The following is a 13,855-nucleotide window of genomic DNA, read 5'->3' as shown; positions in this document are numbered from 1 at the left end:
TCGGTATCGTTCGTGCCGTCGTCGTCGGTCTGTTCGCCACCCGTGGTGGGCGTGTCAGCCTCGCGCGTGTTGTCGTCGTCGTTACATGCGCTCAGCGTCAGCGCGACAAGCAAGATAAGCAGCATGGCGACCATGCTGCGCGATCGTCGGTATTGCTCGTGCCAATAGTCCATGTTTCAACAGTCCCCTTGTATAAAAACGAGACAAGAGGGTGTTGCCGGAATGTTAACGTTTCTTTAATGCGCGACAGAAATGTTTGAAAATAAATATTTCTTTTATCAGGCTGACGCAGGCGGGCGGCTTGATGGGCTATGACCGGTCTTGCGCTGGAGCATCCTCGCGGGTCCGTTCGCTGCCGGACGCTTGCGCGCTGGCCGGGGGCGCTGCCAACGCATCGAACCGGCATACCCGGTTGCGGCCATCGCCCTTGGCCCGATACAGCGCCTGATCGGCACGATGGATGGCCGCGTCGTAGTCGGCGTCCTCGGCCTGAGTTGTGGCGACGCCGATACTCACCGTGACCCGCAGCTGCTGATCGCCGACCGTAAACGGCAGCGTTTCGACCTCTTTGCGCAGGCGTTGTGCGAGCGCTTCGGCTTCTTCAGGTCCGGTACGCGGCAGGATGACGAGAAACTCTTCGCCGCCCCGGCGCGCCGCTCGCCGAGCACGACCCAAGCAAAACGGCCGCCCCGAAGAGCGGCCGTGTGGCCAGAAGAGAATATCGGGCGTTGCCCGCGAATCGGCGGCTTCAGCCGTCGGCGGTCATACGCGCGATGAGTTCGTCGCGAACCGTCTCGGCACGGGCGTTATCGACCTGACAGGTGCCGGCCGCGGCATGGCCGCCGCCGCCGTATTCCAGCATCAGCTTGCCGACGTCGGTTTTTGAGGACTTGTCGAAGATGCTCTTGCCGACCGCGAATACGGTGTTCTGCTGACGAAAGCCCCACATCACGTGCATGGAGATGTTGGTTCCCGGGAACAGCGCATAGATGATGAAGCGGTTGCCGGCCCAGATCGTGTCTTCGTCGCGCAGATCGAGCACGACGAGGTTGTCGTGCACGCTCGCACAGCGCTTGATCTGCTCTTCGAACTTGGCCTGCTGCTCGAAGTAGAGATCGGTACGTTCCTTGACGTCGGGCAGGGCCAGTACTTCGTCGACCGTGTGATGCAGGCAGTAATCGATGAGTTCCATCATCAGCTGATAGTTGCTGATACGGAACTCGCGAAAACGGCCCAGACCGGTGCGCGCGTCCATGATGAAGTTCATCAGGTCCCAGCCCTGGGGGTTGAGTACCTGATCCTTGTTGAAGTCGGCGGAATCGCCGCGGTCCACGGCTTCCATCATGTCCTGCGAAATACGCGGAAAGCGGGCCGAGCCGCCGTAGTAGTCGTAGACCACGCGTGCGGCCGAGGGCGCCTTCGGATCGATGATGTGGTTGTCGCGTGCGCCTACGCGCAGGGTTTCCGAGGAGTGATGGTCGAAGGCCAGGTGGGCGCCTTCGACATAGGGCAGGTTGGTGGTGATATCGCGATCGCTGATCTCGATCTTGCCATCCTGCATGTCCTTGGGATGGACGAACTTGATGTCGTCGATCAGCTGCAATTCCTTGAGCAGCATGGCGCATACCAGGCCGTCGAAGTCGCTACGGGTGACAAGACGGTAAGGGCTCTCGGCGGTTTGGGTCATAGTCCGGGTTTCAGCTGAGCAGGTCGGTCGAACGGCAGACGTGGGCGCGGCCCATGGGGCACGCAGCGGTGTCGGTCGCGGCTAAATACGTGTCAACGGCGGCGACGGGCGATTACTTGAGCACGGATTATCACGCCGCCGCACTGGGCTGTATCGGCGGGCCGCCGCATTATTAAACCGCTGCACGGCTCGCCGTTGCGATACAGCCTGGCCAGCGTGCGATGATTTCGTTGATCGTACAACGCGCTTTCCGTGTCGATGGCCGGGACGCGAAAATCATCACCACGGCCTTGCTGATGACGCCGGCGTCGTTCAGTCGCCCAGCACGGCGACCCGAAACCGCCGCTTCTTGATGCCGGCCTGGCGCAGCCGGTCGCGTGCGGGTAGCGCGCGGCCCCGGGCAATGGCGACATAGCTGCGTACCGGGGTGATCTCGATCTTGCCGACCTCGTCGCCGGCCAGCCCGCCGTCGCCGGTGAGTGCACCCAGAATATCGCCCGGACGCAGCTTGTCGCGCCGGCCCCCCTGAATGACCAGCGTGGCCATGGGCGGCTGGGCACGGGCGGCGGCTTGTGCCTGGGGCCAGCGCGACCAGCTCAGGCGAAAACCGCCCGCAGCTGCGATACGTTCGGCCCGCTCGAGTTCACGCGGCGTACACAACGACACCGCGCGCCCGGCCTCTCCGGCACGCCCGGTGCGGCCGATGCGATGTGTATGGGTATCGATATCGCGGGCCAGATCCAGGCTGACCACCAGCGGCAGCGCCGCGATATCCAGCCCGCGGGCGGCCACATCGGTGGCCACCAGCACCGCGCAGCTGCCGTTGGCAAAGCGCAGCAAGACTTCGTCGCGCTCGCGCTGCTCCCGATCGCCATGCAGCGCCAGCGCGAATACGCCGCGTTGGTTGAGGAAGGCGCAAACCCGATCGACTTCGTCGCGTCGATTGCAGAACACCAGGGCCTGGGTAAAGGCCTTGCGGCGTTGCTGGGTGTCGGCCAGGACGCGTTCCAGTGCCCCCAGCTTCTCCGCATCCTCTACCTTGTGAAAAACCTGGCTGATGCGTAGCGGCTGGCTTGCAGCCGTCGCGGTAATCTCCTGGGGGGCCTGCTGCAGCTGCGCCGATACGTTGCGAATCGCCTCCGGCCAGGTCGCCGAGAACAGCAGAGTCTGGCGGGCGGCCGGCAGGCAGGCCACGATCGCTTCGATATCGTCGATGAAGCCCATGTCGAGCATGCGATCGGCTTCGTCGAGCACGAGCGTCTGCAGCGCATGGGTTTGCAGACTCTCGCGGCGCAGGTGGGCGAGTATGCGGCCCGGCGTGCCCACCACCACATGCGGCGGCTGGGCGAGCGAGTTGACCTGGGCCCGCATCGGCGCGCCGCCGCACAGGGTCACGAGCTTCACGTTCGCGATCGGCGCCGCAAACTGGCGCAGCGCCTGGCCCACCTGATCGGCCAGCTCACGCGTGGGGCAGAGCACCAGGGCCTGGGTTTCGGCGCGCTCTACGACCAGCTTGTTGAGCAGACCGAAACCGAAGGCCGCGGTCTTGCCGCTGCCGGTATCGGCCTGGCCCAGCACGTCCTCGCCGGCCAGAATCGCCGGCAGGCTCTGGGCCTGAATCGGCGTCATCTGGGTGAAGCCGCGCGCGGTCGCGCTTTCGATCAGTTCGCGCCGCAGCGCCAGGGAAGAAAATTCGTGCATGCGTAATGATCGCATGCCCACCTGCCATACAGGTGGGGCTCGCTAGCTAAAGGCGCCGTCAAGATCGAGATACGCGCCGCTTTGTTCGCGAATTTCCCGCCCCTGTTCGACGATTTCTTGCGAGACATCGCTGAAATGCGGGCGCCGTGCCATGTGGTCGAGCCAGGCTGCGACATGCGCAAAGCCCGTAAAGCGATAGCCCACGGCCACGATCTGATACAGCTCGCAGGCCAGGGTGAGATCCGCCAGGGTGGGGTGCGGGCCGCCGCACAGGGTCGGCTCGCCGGCCGCATGCTGTGCAAGCTGAGCATCGAGCGTGGCCAGGCTGCCGCACAGGCCCTCCTGCAGAGGTTTGAGCGCGCTCGCCTGCAGCTCGTATTTGAGCATGGGCAGGGTGAGATGCAGGTTCATGATGTCGTGGAACATGTCGTAGGCGCGCACGTTGTTGTGGTGCCAGGCCATCCATGTATCCACCGGCGCGAGTTGTAGCGCCTCGGTCGGATACCAGCGCGAAGCAAGTTCGCGATCGGGCGCCACGCGGCACAGATAGCGCATGACGGCGTGGCTTTCGCCGATCGAGGTGGCGGTTGGATTGCCGGTCGATTCGTCTTCGATTACGAGGGCCGGAATGGTCTTCAGGGCGTTGACCTCGTCTGCGAACCACGGCTCGCGCGTTTCGCCGTTGGCGAAATCCACTTCGTGCCAGCTATAGGGCATATCCAACTCGCGGAGCAGGATTTCGGCAGCGCGGCTGGGCTGCGACAGGCGATGTGCGTACAGATGAAGCGTCATGGCAAGTACCGATAGTCATGAATGAGGGTCTGGCCGCGGCGCCTGTCCTTGCGCGGACAGGCGGTGCGCCAGAAGCCGGCACGCGATTTCATTGTGGGTCGCGTACCAGTGACAGGGCAGACGAAGCGTTTAAAGTGCGCGTCGCGACACCGTGGAACCGTGGGTAGGAACATGCGACAGATTCGACGGCGGCCTTACGCCCGCGCGCTGAGGCCGGTCCGTGCCTGGACATGGCTCGCCGTACTGGCGGCAGCGGGCCTGAGCGCCTGCGGGGCGTCCTATCACGGCCCGAGCGAGGATGAAGTCCAGGCGGCCGTGAAAGCATCGCTGCAGCGTTTCGACGAACCGGTGAAAAGCCGAATGGCACCGCAACTCGCACGAATGACCCGCAGCAATTTTGCCGACCGTCTGCATCGGGTTCGCTTCATTGACGATGAACAATGTCGACCGCGCGACGAACAGACAGCCAAGGCCGACTCGCAGCTAACGGGTGCAATCTACGACTGCCCGGTGTCGATCACCATGCGCATGAATCGCGACGCCATCAGCGATGCGACCGGGCTGGCGGACACCCGCTTTGAAGGCCAGCTACCGCTGGTGCATCGCGACGACGGGTGGGCCCTGACCGAGGACTCCATCGCGCGCGAGATGATTCTTTCGCACCTGCTGCATCAAAGCGGCATGGGCAAGCTGTTTCAATAACGAAAGCGCCCGTCGTTGACGTGGGCATGCCCGGCCGCCCGCAGGCCGCTGCTGGCAGCGCGCTTTTTAGCCCAGCGCTTCCATCACGGCTTTGGCGTTGTCGAAGTGCTCGCCTTCGAAGTTGCGCAGCTGCTTGAGCAGGTCGTCGGGTGCGCCGTTGCTTGCGGCCACGCCGGCCAGTTCGCCGCCGGTGGCCGGGAAGTCGGCCCCCTCGAGATAGGTGGCCAGATTGATCGGATCGTTGCTCATACGAACTCGTGTAGATGAAGTGGACGCCCCAGCGAAACAGACTTCGCCGCCCCGGTCAGTCCGTAGTTCTGCGCAGTACGCTCGCTGGGCCTGCAACGCCAGCGTGGGTCATGGCGCATCGTGAACAGCGCCCGGCCGAAACGGCGCAGCCGCGCGCATAATGTGGGGCTGAACACCACAGGGGCACGACGCGACCCATGATCTTCGACGGACGGCGTATGCCAGCGCCCGATATACGACTTTGCATCGCAGCGGTGCTGGCCATGGTTTGTACCCAGGCAGTCGTACTGCTGGCCATGGGCCATCCGCTGATCTGTGAATGCGGCCATGTCGCGCTCTGGCACGGGGCGGCGTCGGGGCCGCAGACATCGCAGCATCTGACCGACTGGTAAAGCTTTACCCATGTCGAACACGGGCTGCTGTTCTATGCGCTGAACACGTGGCTGCTGGCCGGCGCACCGTTTCGTACGGTGATGCTGGTGGCCTTCGGCATCGAGGCGGTCTGGGAAATTCTTGAGAACACGCCGTTGATCATGGACCGCTATCGTCAGACCGCGCTGGCTGCCGGTTACTTCGGCGATAGCGTGGTCAATTCGCTGGGCGATACGGTGGCCATGGGCGTGGGCCTGGCGATCGCACGCCTGGCGCCGGTGCGGGTTTCGATCGTGCTGGCGTTGCTGCTCGAAGGCGTTCTGCTGTTTGCGATTCGCGACAATCTCACCCTCAACATCATTCAGCTGGTCGCCCCGATCGAGGCGATCAGCGCATGGCAGGCCGGCGGCTGATTCGTGCGGTGTGACCGCTCGTGGTGCGCACTTTCCTTGGTTTTTGTCGTTCCGGCTGTCGCGTTCGCCTTGTAAGCGCATGAAAGGCTTTGCCCTGCCGAAGCGGCGGCAACGGCCGGGGCGACGGGCTGGGCAGGCATGCGATGATGCATTCATTCTTTGCACTGGCCGCCAGGGGCCTACTGCCATGCCGGATTTCAAGCCGCGCTTCAGACTGTCTGTACCCGTCGTCCGTGCCGGGGTCGTGTTGGCCTGTCTGTTGGGCCTGGCCGCCTGCGGCGACGACGATGACGCCGCCACTGCCGCCCAGGCCGAAGCCGACGCCCCGGGCGTGGCCGTGGAGGATGCGCGTTGCCCGGCCGGCGATGCGCTCATCGCGCGCGTGCGTGCTCTGGAGGCCGATGGCAGCGATGCCGAGATACGCGGCTGGGTAGACGATGTACGTGCCGGCGGCGACGTCAACGATACCCGCCCGGATGAAGAGCGCAGCGGCTGTGCCAGCTTTGCCACGCTGGACGACGACCAGACCGAACGCTATGTGGCGTTGCTTTACAACGGGCCCGCCGCCATGGCGCCGGCCCTGGCTCTGCACCAGACCCCGGCCGCACAGAAAGCCATTCTGCGCGCCTATCGCGACGACCCCGACGCGGTAAGCGACAACCCAGGCCTTGCGGCAGCGCTTGCCATGGCCCAGATCCAGCAGGGCGAAAGCTATGAAGCCGCCTACGAGGATCTGTCCTTTGCCGCACTTAACGACGGTATTGATCCGGCCTATGTGCGCGGCTATCTGAACCATTTCGGCTGCGGCTATGAAGACGCGGTCTGGGCCGCCAAGAGCAAGGAACGTATCGACTTTCTGGCCGGCGATGCCTTTCCGACCAGCACGAGCGTCGCCGATACGGCGCAGTCGGAACTGGTCAACGACCGCATGGCCCTGCTCAAGCAGAAGCGGGCGCCCACGCTGCGTTCGGATTGCCCGCTGAGCGCGCGCTATGCCGCCGATCACAACGGCGATACGCTCACCCGGCTGAAGCTCAAGGCCCAGCAGCTCAGCGACGATTTACAGGCGAAGTTCGGCGAATATGCCGACATGTTCGCTCGTGATGACGACAACGAGCCGAGCGACACCGGCGAGCCGAAGCGCTCGGCCCTGGAAAAGTTCGAAGATCAGATGGCCGAGCAGTACGCGGCGCTCGAAAGATTCGCCCGCGAAAGCGGCGAACTGGCGAGTGCCCGCTGGCAGTACTGTGCCAACCGTTTTGACCGCAGCTTCGACTTCGATGCCGTGGCCGACTGCGTTAAGGCACAGCCCTCGGCGGGTGAGAGCAAGGACGAGGCGGACAACGAAACCCGTTAGCCGGGTGGCGTCGCGGCGGCCCGGCCGCTGCCGCGTTCGCCCGCAAACGACTCGGCATTTCAACTGATTGCCACCGCCGCGTCGACGCCCAATAGTAGGCGCCCTACATTCATGCCGTCGGCCGGGTGCTCACTCGGGGCGGCGCTACCGGGAGCGGCCTGTGATGTCGTTCATGAACCGATCGTTTGGCTTCAGTGCGAGCAGCATCGTGCCGCGCGACGACTTCCCGCGCGCGAAGCTCGTCGATCTGAACCGCTACATGCGCGACTGGTATGTGATCGCGCACAAACCACCGTCCATCACCCGGACCGCCCACAACTCGGTGGAGCGCTATCGCCGCGGCGGCGACGACCGGGTGGACGTCACCTTTACCTTCCGCAAGGGCGGTTTTGGCGGCAAGCAGAAGACGATGCGGCCCACCGGCTATGTGGTGCCCGATACCGGCAACGCGGTCTGGGCCATGCAGTTCATCTGGCCGATCAAGATGCAGTTCGTGATCGCCTACGTCTCCGACGACTATCGCCACACCATTGTCGCCCGCGAACGGCTCGACTTCGTGTGGATCATGTCCAGCGAGCCGACCATCGAGGCCACCGATTACAGCCGGCTCGTCGAGCGGGTGGCGCGTATCGGCTATAACCCATCGCATCTGCGTGTCGTGCCGCAGCAAAAGGACAGGCGTGGCGACTGATCTGGCATAACGCCAAGCGCACCCGCAGACCCTCGCGTCCAAGCGCGCTACGCCCGCTGAAAACGCGATCAGTCTGTATTGTGACCGCAATATTGCAGCGCCTGACCCCGCGCTCTAGAGTCCTGAAAAAGGGCTTTATCGTACGGGGGAGGCGATATGGCGCGTCGACGTAAAACAAGCCGCCGTCGGCATCGGACTGTGCGTGCCAGCCTGGCCAAAAGGCCATGGCTGGTTCGGCTGTGCGTTGGAGTTGGCGGTTTTCTGATCATGCTTTATGCGATCGGCCCGTTGCTCGGGGTCTCGATCCAGCCCCATGCCGATCCCCTGGGCGACGCCTTTCACGCGGATGTGCTGTTGCCCCTGGCCTGGCTGTGGCTGCTGGTGTGGGCGGGTGCCGCGCTGGCATCGGCCGCTCGGGGTCGGAACGGGCGGCGTGGCCATGGCCGTACGCGTTCGCGCCGACGTCGATCGCATAGCCGGCGCAAACAGGCCGCGCCTGCATCGCCTCCGGCAAAGGCCGAGCCAGAACAGCCCGCCGACCCCGCGCCGGCCGCCGCCGCTGGGGCCACACCATCGCTGGCCCGGGTCAATCGCGAGAATATCGCGGCCCTGAGCGCGGCGCAGTTCGAACATCTCGTCGCCACCTCGTTTCAGCGCAAGGGTTTCGAAGTCGAATTCATACCCGAGCAGGCGCGCGAGGGCATCGATTTCGTGCTGCGTGAGCGCGACAAGGTTCTACGGGTACAGTGTCGGCACGACCGCGATGCCCAGGTCGGTGAGGATGCTGCCCATGCGCTGCAAGGCCTCGTACAGGCGCAGGCCGGGGGCAAGGCGATTCTGGCGACCTCGGGTCGCCTCACGCCCGCCGCCCATGCCTTCTGTCGCGATCATGCCATTCATGCCCTGGATATCGATCGTCTGCTGTTGTTTGCGGATCCGGCCGCGATGCCGGCGGTGATGGGGCGGCCCCGCCAGTCGGTCGAGGCCGGCGGCACGGCTGCGACATCGGCCGTATGAACGGGCTGGGTTGCTGACACAAGCAACCCGGCCCGAAGCTATGGCCGCGCCGCGTCAGCGTCATCTACTCGGACAATCATCTGCTTTATGCCGAATTGATAAGTGGCAATGCGGATTGATTGCAAGCGGTTATCAGCGCAGGGTCTGCTGCGCCCGGCCGCTGGGCCGGCGCGGATTATTGATCAGATTTCAGGAGGATGTATGCCGCAACACGGACTGGCCACCATCGATACCACGGTGCAACAGACCAATCGCTGGCTGGGTGCGATCATGACGGAAATGGGAACCGACGATAAGCAGTTCGCCTTTCAGGCGCTGCGTTCGGTACTGACCACGCTGCGCGATCGCCTGCCTGTCGACGTGGCGGCCAATCTTGGCGCGCAGCTGCCGATGCTGGTTCGCGGCTTGTATTACGACGGCTACGTGCCGGCGGATACGCCCACCAAGTATCGTCGGGCGTCCGAGTGGAATGCCGCAGTGGCGGCCGCTGGGGACAATCTCGAAGGCGAGGACGTCGAGCGGGCATCGCGTGCGGTCCTCAGCGTGCTGGAATTCGAACTCGATAGCGGCCTGGTGACCAAGGTGGCCCAGGAGCTGCCCGACGAGGTGCGTTCGGTGGTATCGCTTTAAGCCACGGATATGGGTAGCACCGCCCGACCCGCGGTGTGTCCGCCGGCTTTGACGGGCGCCCATGGGTTACGGGCATGCGGCAGGTAAAAACCGGGTGTGACTGTGGCAAAGTAGCGCCAGATTGTTTGCAACCGGGAGAGGGGTCGATGCCCGTTCAAGCCACGCCGCACGTGCTCTACGGCGCGCCGCATTCGCTCTATACCGGCAAGGCGCGCTGCTATCTGCGCAACCAGGGCATTGCCTATATCGAGCGCCCGACGTCGCACCCGGACTATGTCGGGCGGATCGCGCCGGCCATCGGGCGTTCGATCATTCCGGTGCTGGAAACGCCGCAGGGCGAGATCATCCAGGACAGCATCGATATCATCGATCATTGCGAGCGGGCCGGCACGCAGTGGCCGGTCTATCCCGGTACGCCGCTGCAGCATATCGTGGCGGTGATCATCGAATACTTCGGCGGTCAGGCGATGCTCAAGCACGCCATGCACTATCGCTGGTCCTATCTGGCCGAACAGCGCGATTTTCTCTGGCATGCCTTCGTGAGCGGCTCGGGCGAAGCCGTGGCCGAGAAGTTGATGGGGCGCATGCATTCCTATCTGCCCATGCTCGGGGTCACCGATCGCACCATCCCCTTGCTCGAGCGCTCGTTCGAGACCCTGCTGGATACGCTCGATGCCCACTTTGCGGTCATGCCCTATCTGCTGGGGTGGCGGCCATCGATCGCAGATTACGGCTTGATCGCTCCGCTGTTTGCCCACCTCGGCCGCGATCCGGTGCCGGCAAACATCATGAAAACACGCGCGCCGCGGGTGTTTCGCTGGGTCGAACGCATGAATGCCCCGGGCCTGGATCGGGTCGAGTACCCGGAGCAGGCAGCGGCCTGGATAGCCGACGATGCGATCCCGCCGTCACTTGAGCCGTTTCTGGCGTATGTCGCCGAAGAGATCTTCCCCGAACTCGACGACAAGCTCGCCTTCATCGACGACTGGGTCGCCGGGCATAAACCGGGCGACGGGGATCCGGTGACCGACAAGCCGCATCGGCGCCAGCTCGGCACGGTGGCCACGCGTTATCGCGGCGAGCCCATCGAAGTGGGCGTCGAGCCCTACCTGCTCTACGTGTTGCAGCGCGCTGCCGATACCATGGCGATCGTCAACGACGCCGCATCACAACGCGTTCGCAGCCGGCTGGAACAGCTTGGGCTCGCGCGGGCGGTGCCCTACGGGCGCGATTATCGCGTGGCGCGGGAAAACAATATCGAAGTCTGGCGCTACAGCTGATCCGCGGGTTTGCACAAATCGGTGGCAGCCAGGGCCTGGTGAATATCGCCGTTGTCGAATTGTGCGCATAGCGGGGCCGCTTCGCGACGGGCTTCGACGGCCTGCCCCTGCAAAGCCAGACTCAGGGCGATGAACACGCGCATTTCGGGCTCGAAGGCATCGAGGAAGTCATCGGCATGGGCCCGGTAGGCGGCCAGCGCATCGCGAAACGCCCGCTCGGCCTCGACGTAGCGCCCGTCGATGAGCAGCCGTCGGCCCAGCGTGTAGTGGCCACGCGGATCGTCCGGATAGGCCGCGACGAGATCGCGCGCCTGCGCCGCCGAGATATCCGACCACTGATTTGGAATCGCCTCGGCCGGGATGTATTGGACCACTTCGGCATAGCGCGGATAGTTGTCGGCCACCGCGATTGCCGACCCGGCAAGCACCAGCAGCGCGGCGCCGGCCACGAGCGCAGCCAGAGGCTGGCCGGGCGGGGTCGCGGCATGACGACGCCAAAGGCCGCGCAGCAGGACGCCGATCGCCGCGCCGGCCAGCGCGCCGCCGAAGTGGGCTGCATAGTCGGTCGCGCCACCGATATCGTGGTGGGTTGCGCCGGGAATGAGCGAGGGAATCAGCATGAACATCAGCCGCATCTGAATCTGCAGCCGTTCGGCGTTGTCGACCAGCCGGAAGCTGCAGATCAGGCCCGCCGCGAGCAGGGCCATAATCGCCCCTGAAGCGCCCACGGCGACCATGCGCGGCGGGCCGAGATAAAGCGATAGCGCCGCGCCGGCCGCGCCCCCGAGCGCGAACGTGGCCGCAAACCAGGCCGAGCCCATCAGCCGTTCGGCCGAGAAGCCGGCCAGCAACAGCGCGATGAGGTTGAACAACAGGTGCAGCAGGCCGCCATGGAGCACCACGGCCGTGGCCAGGCGATACCATTCGCCGTTATCGAATACGGCGGCCGGGTTCAGCCCGCCCAGCGCGAACAGTGTCTGGGTATCGAAGCCAAGAATTCGGCCACCCGGCGCCACGGCAAAGACGATCTGAAGGCCGTATACCGCAACCAGTAAAGCCGCGATCACGAAACTCAGCCAAGGCCAGCCCGGCTTAACCGCAGGCAGCCGTCGCCCGTCGGCATCGGCGCTGGCTGCCTGGCGCGGTCGGGAGAGCAAGCCCTTGAACCAGCGTCCCAGGCCCCAGCGCATCGGCGCCGGGGCATTGCTCCAGACCCCGGCATGGCCGGTATCGAGCGCCCAGGCATTGACCGTGCTTTTCGAGAAAAGCGTACGGCGTTTATAGGCGGACAGCCGTTGGCGAGTGTCGGCGTCGACGGCACGGTCACGGACTTCAATCACGTGCAGGTGGACCGGCATTCTGGAAAAACCCATCCGCCCGGCATAGCCGCGACAGGCATCGATGGCGGCACGGGTCTGTTCCATCGACAAGCCGAACGTGCGCGTGGCATCTGCCTCGCAGTCGACGATACATAGGGCGCTGAATTGCAGACCGTCGGCGCGGATCAACAGGTAATCGCAGGCGTCGCGCACGGCCTCGAGCTCGGGCACCACCACGCCCGGCGAGAAACCCTTTTGGGCGGTCAGCTGGCCGGCCAGATACGCAGCAAACGGGCCGTCGTCCGGGGGCGCGTCGCGGCCGCTCAAGGCGGGGTCAAGGCTCATCGATACATGCGCATGCTGGCTGAAGGCGAGGGGCAGACAGTGCCGGCGGGGAGCGAACAACCGGTTCGCTCAAGGCGGCATGTCAGCAAGTAACCGGCCGCGTCTCCGACCGCGCCATGTTACCGATAAATGCCGGGCTAGCGGCTGCGTGCCTTGGCCAGCAGGCGCAGGATTTCCAGGTACAGCCAGATCAGCGTGACCAGCAGACCGAAGGCGCCATACCACTCCATGTAGGCGGGCGCGCCGCGCTCGACGCCGGTTTCGATGAAGTCGAAGTCGAGTACCAGATTGAGCGCGGCGATGATCACCACCAGCAGGCTGAAGCCGATGCCCATCCAGCTGTTGTCGTGGATGAAGCCGATCGGCATGCCGAACAGGCGCATGACCAGATCGAACAGATAGACCACGAAGATGCCGCCGGTGGCAGCCACCACGCCCAGCTTGAAGTTTTCGGTGGCCCGGATCAGGCCCGAGCGATAGGCCATGAGCAGGGCAGCGAGCGTGGCGAATGTCAGCGTGGCCGCCTGTAGCGCGATGCCGGGAAACTCCATCTCGAGCAGCATAGACAGCAGCCCGATCACCACGCCTTCAACGAGGGCATACACCGGCGCGAGAAACGGCGCCCACTGTTTTTTGAAGATGATCGCCAGCGCGATTACCAGCCCGCCGATGGAGGCGCCCAGAATCCAGGGGCCGAGGGCAGACATGGGCTGGTAGGTCGTCATGACCATGCCAAGACCCACGCGCCAGCTCATGAAGGCGCTGGCCATGGTCAGCAACAGCAGCAGCGCGGTCTTGTGCACCGTGCCGTTGAGCGTCATGCGTTCGCCGGTGGTGGGTAGCGCCTCGAATGTCTTTCGGGTCAGGGCCGGATTGCCGGATGCCATGAGGCTCTCCATTGCGGGTCATACATGCGGGTGCGCGCCGGGCTGTACGGCACGCGGACGGGTTCATTCGCTCGAGCCCGTCGTCCTGGCCGGCGACGCGGGCAACCAACGCACGCCCGCCGGTGGTCGCGGGCCATATTAATGCTTCGATACGAGTACGTCCGCGATCGTTCGCGCACGATTTGCCTCAGGCGCAACTGCCTGGCGCCAAATGCGATGTGCAGCCCGAGCCCTCGGCGGGCCATTAAATGAATTTATTGTTAAAGCATGGTTTTTGCTATCAACGTCGATTGACCGCGGTCGATAAAAGGCTGCGAACGCAGACCGCGAAGCCGCATACCGCGGTCCGATCGCACGGGGACACAGACATGGACATGGCGGTAAGAACCCGGCTTTCCGGGCACGTCGTTGGC

13 protein-coding genes and 1 pseudogene are annotated in these 13,855 nt (G+C 64.4%); 7 read left to right on the top strand and 7 right to left on the bottom strand.

Annotated elements, in window-relative coordinates; all coding sequences use genetic code 11:
• Positions 1–309: 309 nt before the first annotated feature.
• The 4 genes from CMN27_RS12745 to CMN27_RS12730 all read right to left on the bottom strand — a co-directional run bounded on the left by CMN27_RS12745 (position 310) and on the right by CMN27_RS12730 (position 4,180).
• A complete protein-coding gene (locus CMN27_RS12745) occupies positions 310–675 on the bottom strand; it encodes a GGDEF domain-containing protein (protein WP_293626972.1) in 366 nt (121 codons plus the stop codon).
• A 73-nt stretch (positions 676–748) separates the two neighbouring features.
• Positions 749–1,687, bottom strand: a complete 939-nt coding sequence (locus CMN27_RS12740; RefSeq protein ID WP_293626970.1) for an exopolyphosphatase — start codon at positions 1,685–1,687, stop codon at positions 749–751.
• 312 nt (positions 1,688–1,999) lie between these two features.
• On the bottom strand, positions 2,000–3,388 hold the full coding sequence (gene dbpA / locus CMN27_RS12735; RefSeq protein ID WP_293626968.1) for an ATP-dependent RNA helicase DbpA: 1,389 nt from the start codon (positions 3,386–3,388) through the stop codon (positions 2,000–2,002).
• 42 nt (positions 3,389–3,430) lie between these two features.
• Positions 3,431–4,180 carry a glutathione S-transferase family protein gene (locus CMN27_RS12730; protein WP_293626966.1) on the bottom strand — a complete coding sequence of 250 codons (750 nt, stop codon included), beginning with the start codon at positions 4,178–4,180 and terminating at the stop codon, positions 3,431–3,433.
• Positions 4,181–4,243: 63 nt separating this feature from the next.
• Between CMN27_RS12730 and CMN27_RS12725 the strand changes: the two genes are divergently transcribed.
• A complete protein-coding gene (locus CMN27_RS12725; protein WP_293626964.1) occupies positions 4,244–4,882 on the top strand; it encodes a hypothetical protein in 639 nt (212 codons plus the stop codon).
• 66 nt (positions 4,883–4,948) lie between these two features.
• On the opposite strand, the gene CMN27_RS12720 is transcribed toward CMN27_RS12725, so the two are convergent.
• Positions 4,949–5,131 carry a DUF2795 domain-containing protein gene (locus tag CMN27_RS12720; protein ID WP_293626962.1) on the bottom strand — a complete coding sequence of 61 codons (183 nt, stop codon included), beginning with the start codon at positions 5,129–5,131 and terminating at the stop codon, positions 4,949–4,951.
• Positions 5,132–5,328: 197 nt separating this feature from the next.
• On the opposite strand from CMN27_RS12720, the pseudogene CMN27_RS12715 reads away from it, so the two are divergent.
• The 6 genes and pseudogenes from CMN27_RS12715 to CMN27_RS12690 all read left to right on the top strand — a co-directional run bounded on the left by CMN27_RS12715 (position 5,329) and on the right by CMN27_RS12690 (position 10,891).
• A pseudogene (locus CMN27_RS12715) lies at positions 5,329–5,916 on the top strand (DUF2585 family protein).
• Between the two features lie 187 nt (positions 5,917–6,103).
• Positions 6,104–7,273, top strand: a complete 1,170-nt coding sequence (locus CMN27_RS12710) for a hypothetical protein (protein WP_293626960.1) — start codon at positions 6,104–6,106, stop codon at positions 7,271–7,273.
• A gap of 172 nt (positions 7,274–7,445) precedes the next feature.
• Complete coding sequence (locus CMN27_RS12705) at positions 7,446–7,964, top strand: lipocalin family protein (protein WP_293626958.1); 519 nt, start codon at positions 7,446–7,448, stop codon at positions 7,962–7,964.
• 267 nt (positions 7,965–8,231) lie between these two features.
• Positions 8,232–8,981, top strand: coding sequence for a restriction endonuclease (locus tag CMN27_RS12700; RefSeq protein ID WP_293626956.1), 750 nt, complete (start codon positions 8,232–8,234; stop codon positions 8,979–8,981).
• A 201-nt stretch (positions 8,982–9,182) separates the two neighbouring features.
• The gene (locus CMN27_RS12695; protein WP_293626954.1) at positions 9,183–9,611 is read left to right on the top strand and encodes a DUF2267 domain-containing protein; all 429 of its coding nucleotides are present in this window, start codon (positions 9,183–9,185) and stop codon (positions 9,609–9,611) included.
• A 146-nt stretch (positions 9,612–9,757) separates the two neighbouring features.
• Complete coding sequence (locus CMN27_RS12690) at positions 9,758–10,891, top strand: glutathione S-transferase N-terminal domain-containing protein (RefSeq protein WP_293626952.1); 1,134 nt, start codon at positions 9,758–9,760, stop codon at positions 10,889–10,891.
• Here CMN27_RS12690 and CMN27_RS12685 read toward each other — a convergent pair.
• Positions 10,882–12,555 carry a rhomboid family intramembrane serine protease gene (locus CMN27_RS12685; RefSeq protein WP_293626950.1) on the bottom strand — a complete coding sequence of 558 codons (1,674 nt, stop codon included), beginning with the start codon at positions 12,553–12,555 and terminating at the stop codon, positions 10,882–10,884. The genes CMN27_RS12690 and CMN27_RS12685 overlap by 10 nt on opposite strands.
• Positions 12,556–12,692: 137 nt before the next feature.
• The gene (locus CMN27_RS12680; protein WP_293626948.1) at positions 12,693–13,442 is read right to left on the bottom strand and encodes a Bax inhibitor-1/YccA family protein; all 750 of its coding nucleotides are present in this window, start codon (positions 13,440–13,442) and stop codon (positions 12,693–12,695) included.
• Positions 13,443–13,855 lie beyond the last annotated feature (413 nt).

This window comes from Salinisphaera sp. (genome assembly GCF_002729955.1).
Lineage (GTDB): Bacteria > Pseudomonadota > Gammaproteobacteria > Nevskiales > Salinisphaeraceae > Salinisphaera.
Note: the sequence above shows the minus strand (reverse complement) of the source record. Positions and strands in the feature narration are given on the sequence as shown.

What these genes read in the sequence shown, in the direction of transcription:
- CMN27_RS12740 (WP_293626970.1), bottom strand. Translation starts at nt 1,687, where the DNA reads ATGACCCAAACCGCCGAGAGCCCTTACCGTCTTGTCACCCGTAGCGAC.
- dbpA (WP_293626968.1), bottom strand. Translation starts at nt 3,388, where the DNA reads ATGCACGAATTTTCTTCCCTGGCGCTGCGGCGCGAACTGATCGAAAGC.
- CMN27_RS12730 (WP_293626966.1), bottom strand. Translation starts at nt 4,180, where the DNA reads ATGACGCTTCATCTGTACGCACATCGCCTGTCGCAGCCCAGCCGCGCT.
- CMN27_RS12720 (WP_293626962.1), bottom strand. Translation starts at nt 5,131, where the DNA reads ATGAGCAACGATCCGATCAATCTGGCCACCTATCTCGAGGGGGCCGAC.
- CMN27_RS12710 (WP_293626960.1), top strand. Translation starts at nt 6,104, where the DNA reads ATGCCGGATTTCAAGCCGCGCTTCAGACTGTCTGTACCCGTCGTCCGT.
- CMN27_RS12705 (WP_293626958.1), top strand. Translation starts at nt 7,446, where the DNA reads ATGAACCGATCGTTTGGCTTCAGTGCGAGCAGCATCGTGCCGCGCGAC.
- CMN27_RS12700 (WP_293626956.1), top strand. Translation starts at nt 8,232, where the DNA reads ATGCTTTATGCGATCGGCCCGTTGCTCGGGGTCTCGATCCAGCCCCAT.
- CMN27_RS12695 (WP_293626954.1), top strand. Translation starts at nt 9,183, where the DNA reads ATGCCGCAACACGGACTGGCCACCATCGATACCACGGTGCAACAGACC.
- CMN27_RS12690 (WP_293626952.1), top strand. Translation starts at nt 9,758, where the DNA reads ATGCCCGTTCAAGCCACGCCGCACGTGCTCTACGGCGCGCCGCATTCG.
- CMN27_RS12685 (WP_293626950.1), bottom strand. Translation starts at nt 12,555, where the DNA reads ATGAGCCTTGACCCCGCCTTGAGCGGCCGCGACGCGCCCCCGGACGAC.
- CMN27_RS12680 (WP_293626948.1), bottom strand. Translation starts at nt 13,442, where the DNA reads ATGGCATCCGGCAATCCGGCCCTGACCCGAAAGACATTCGAGGCGCTA.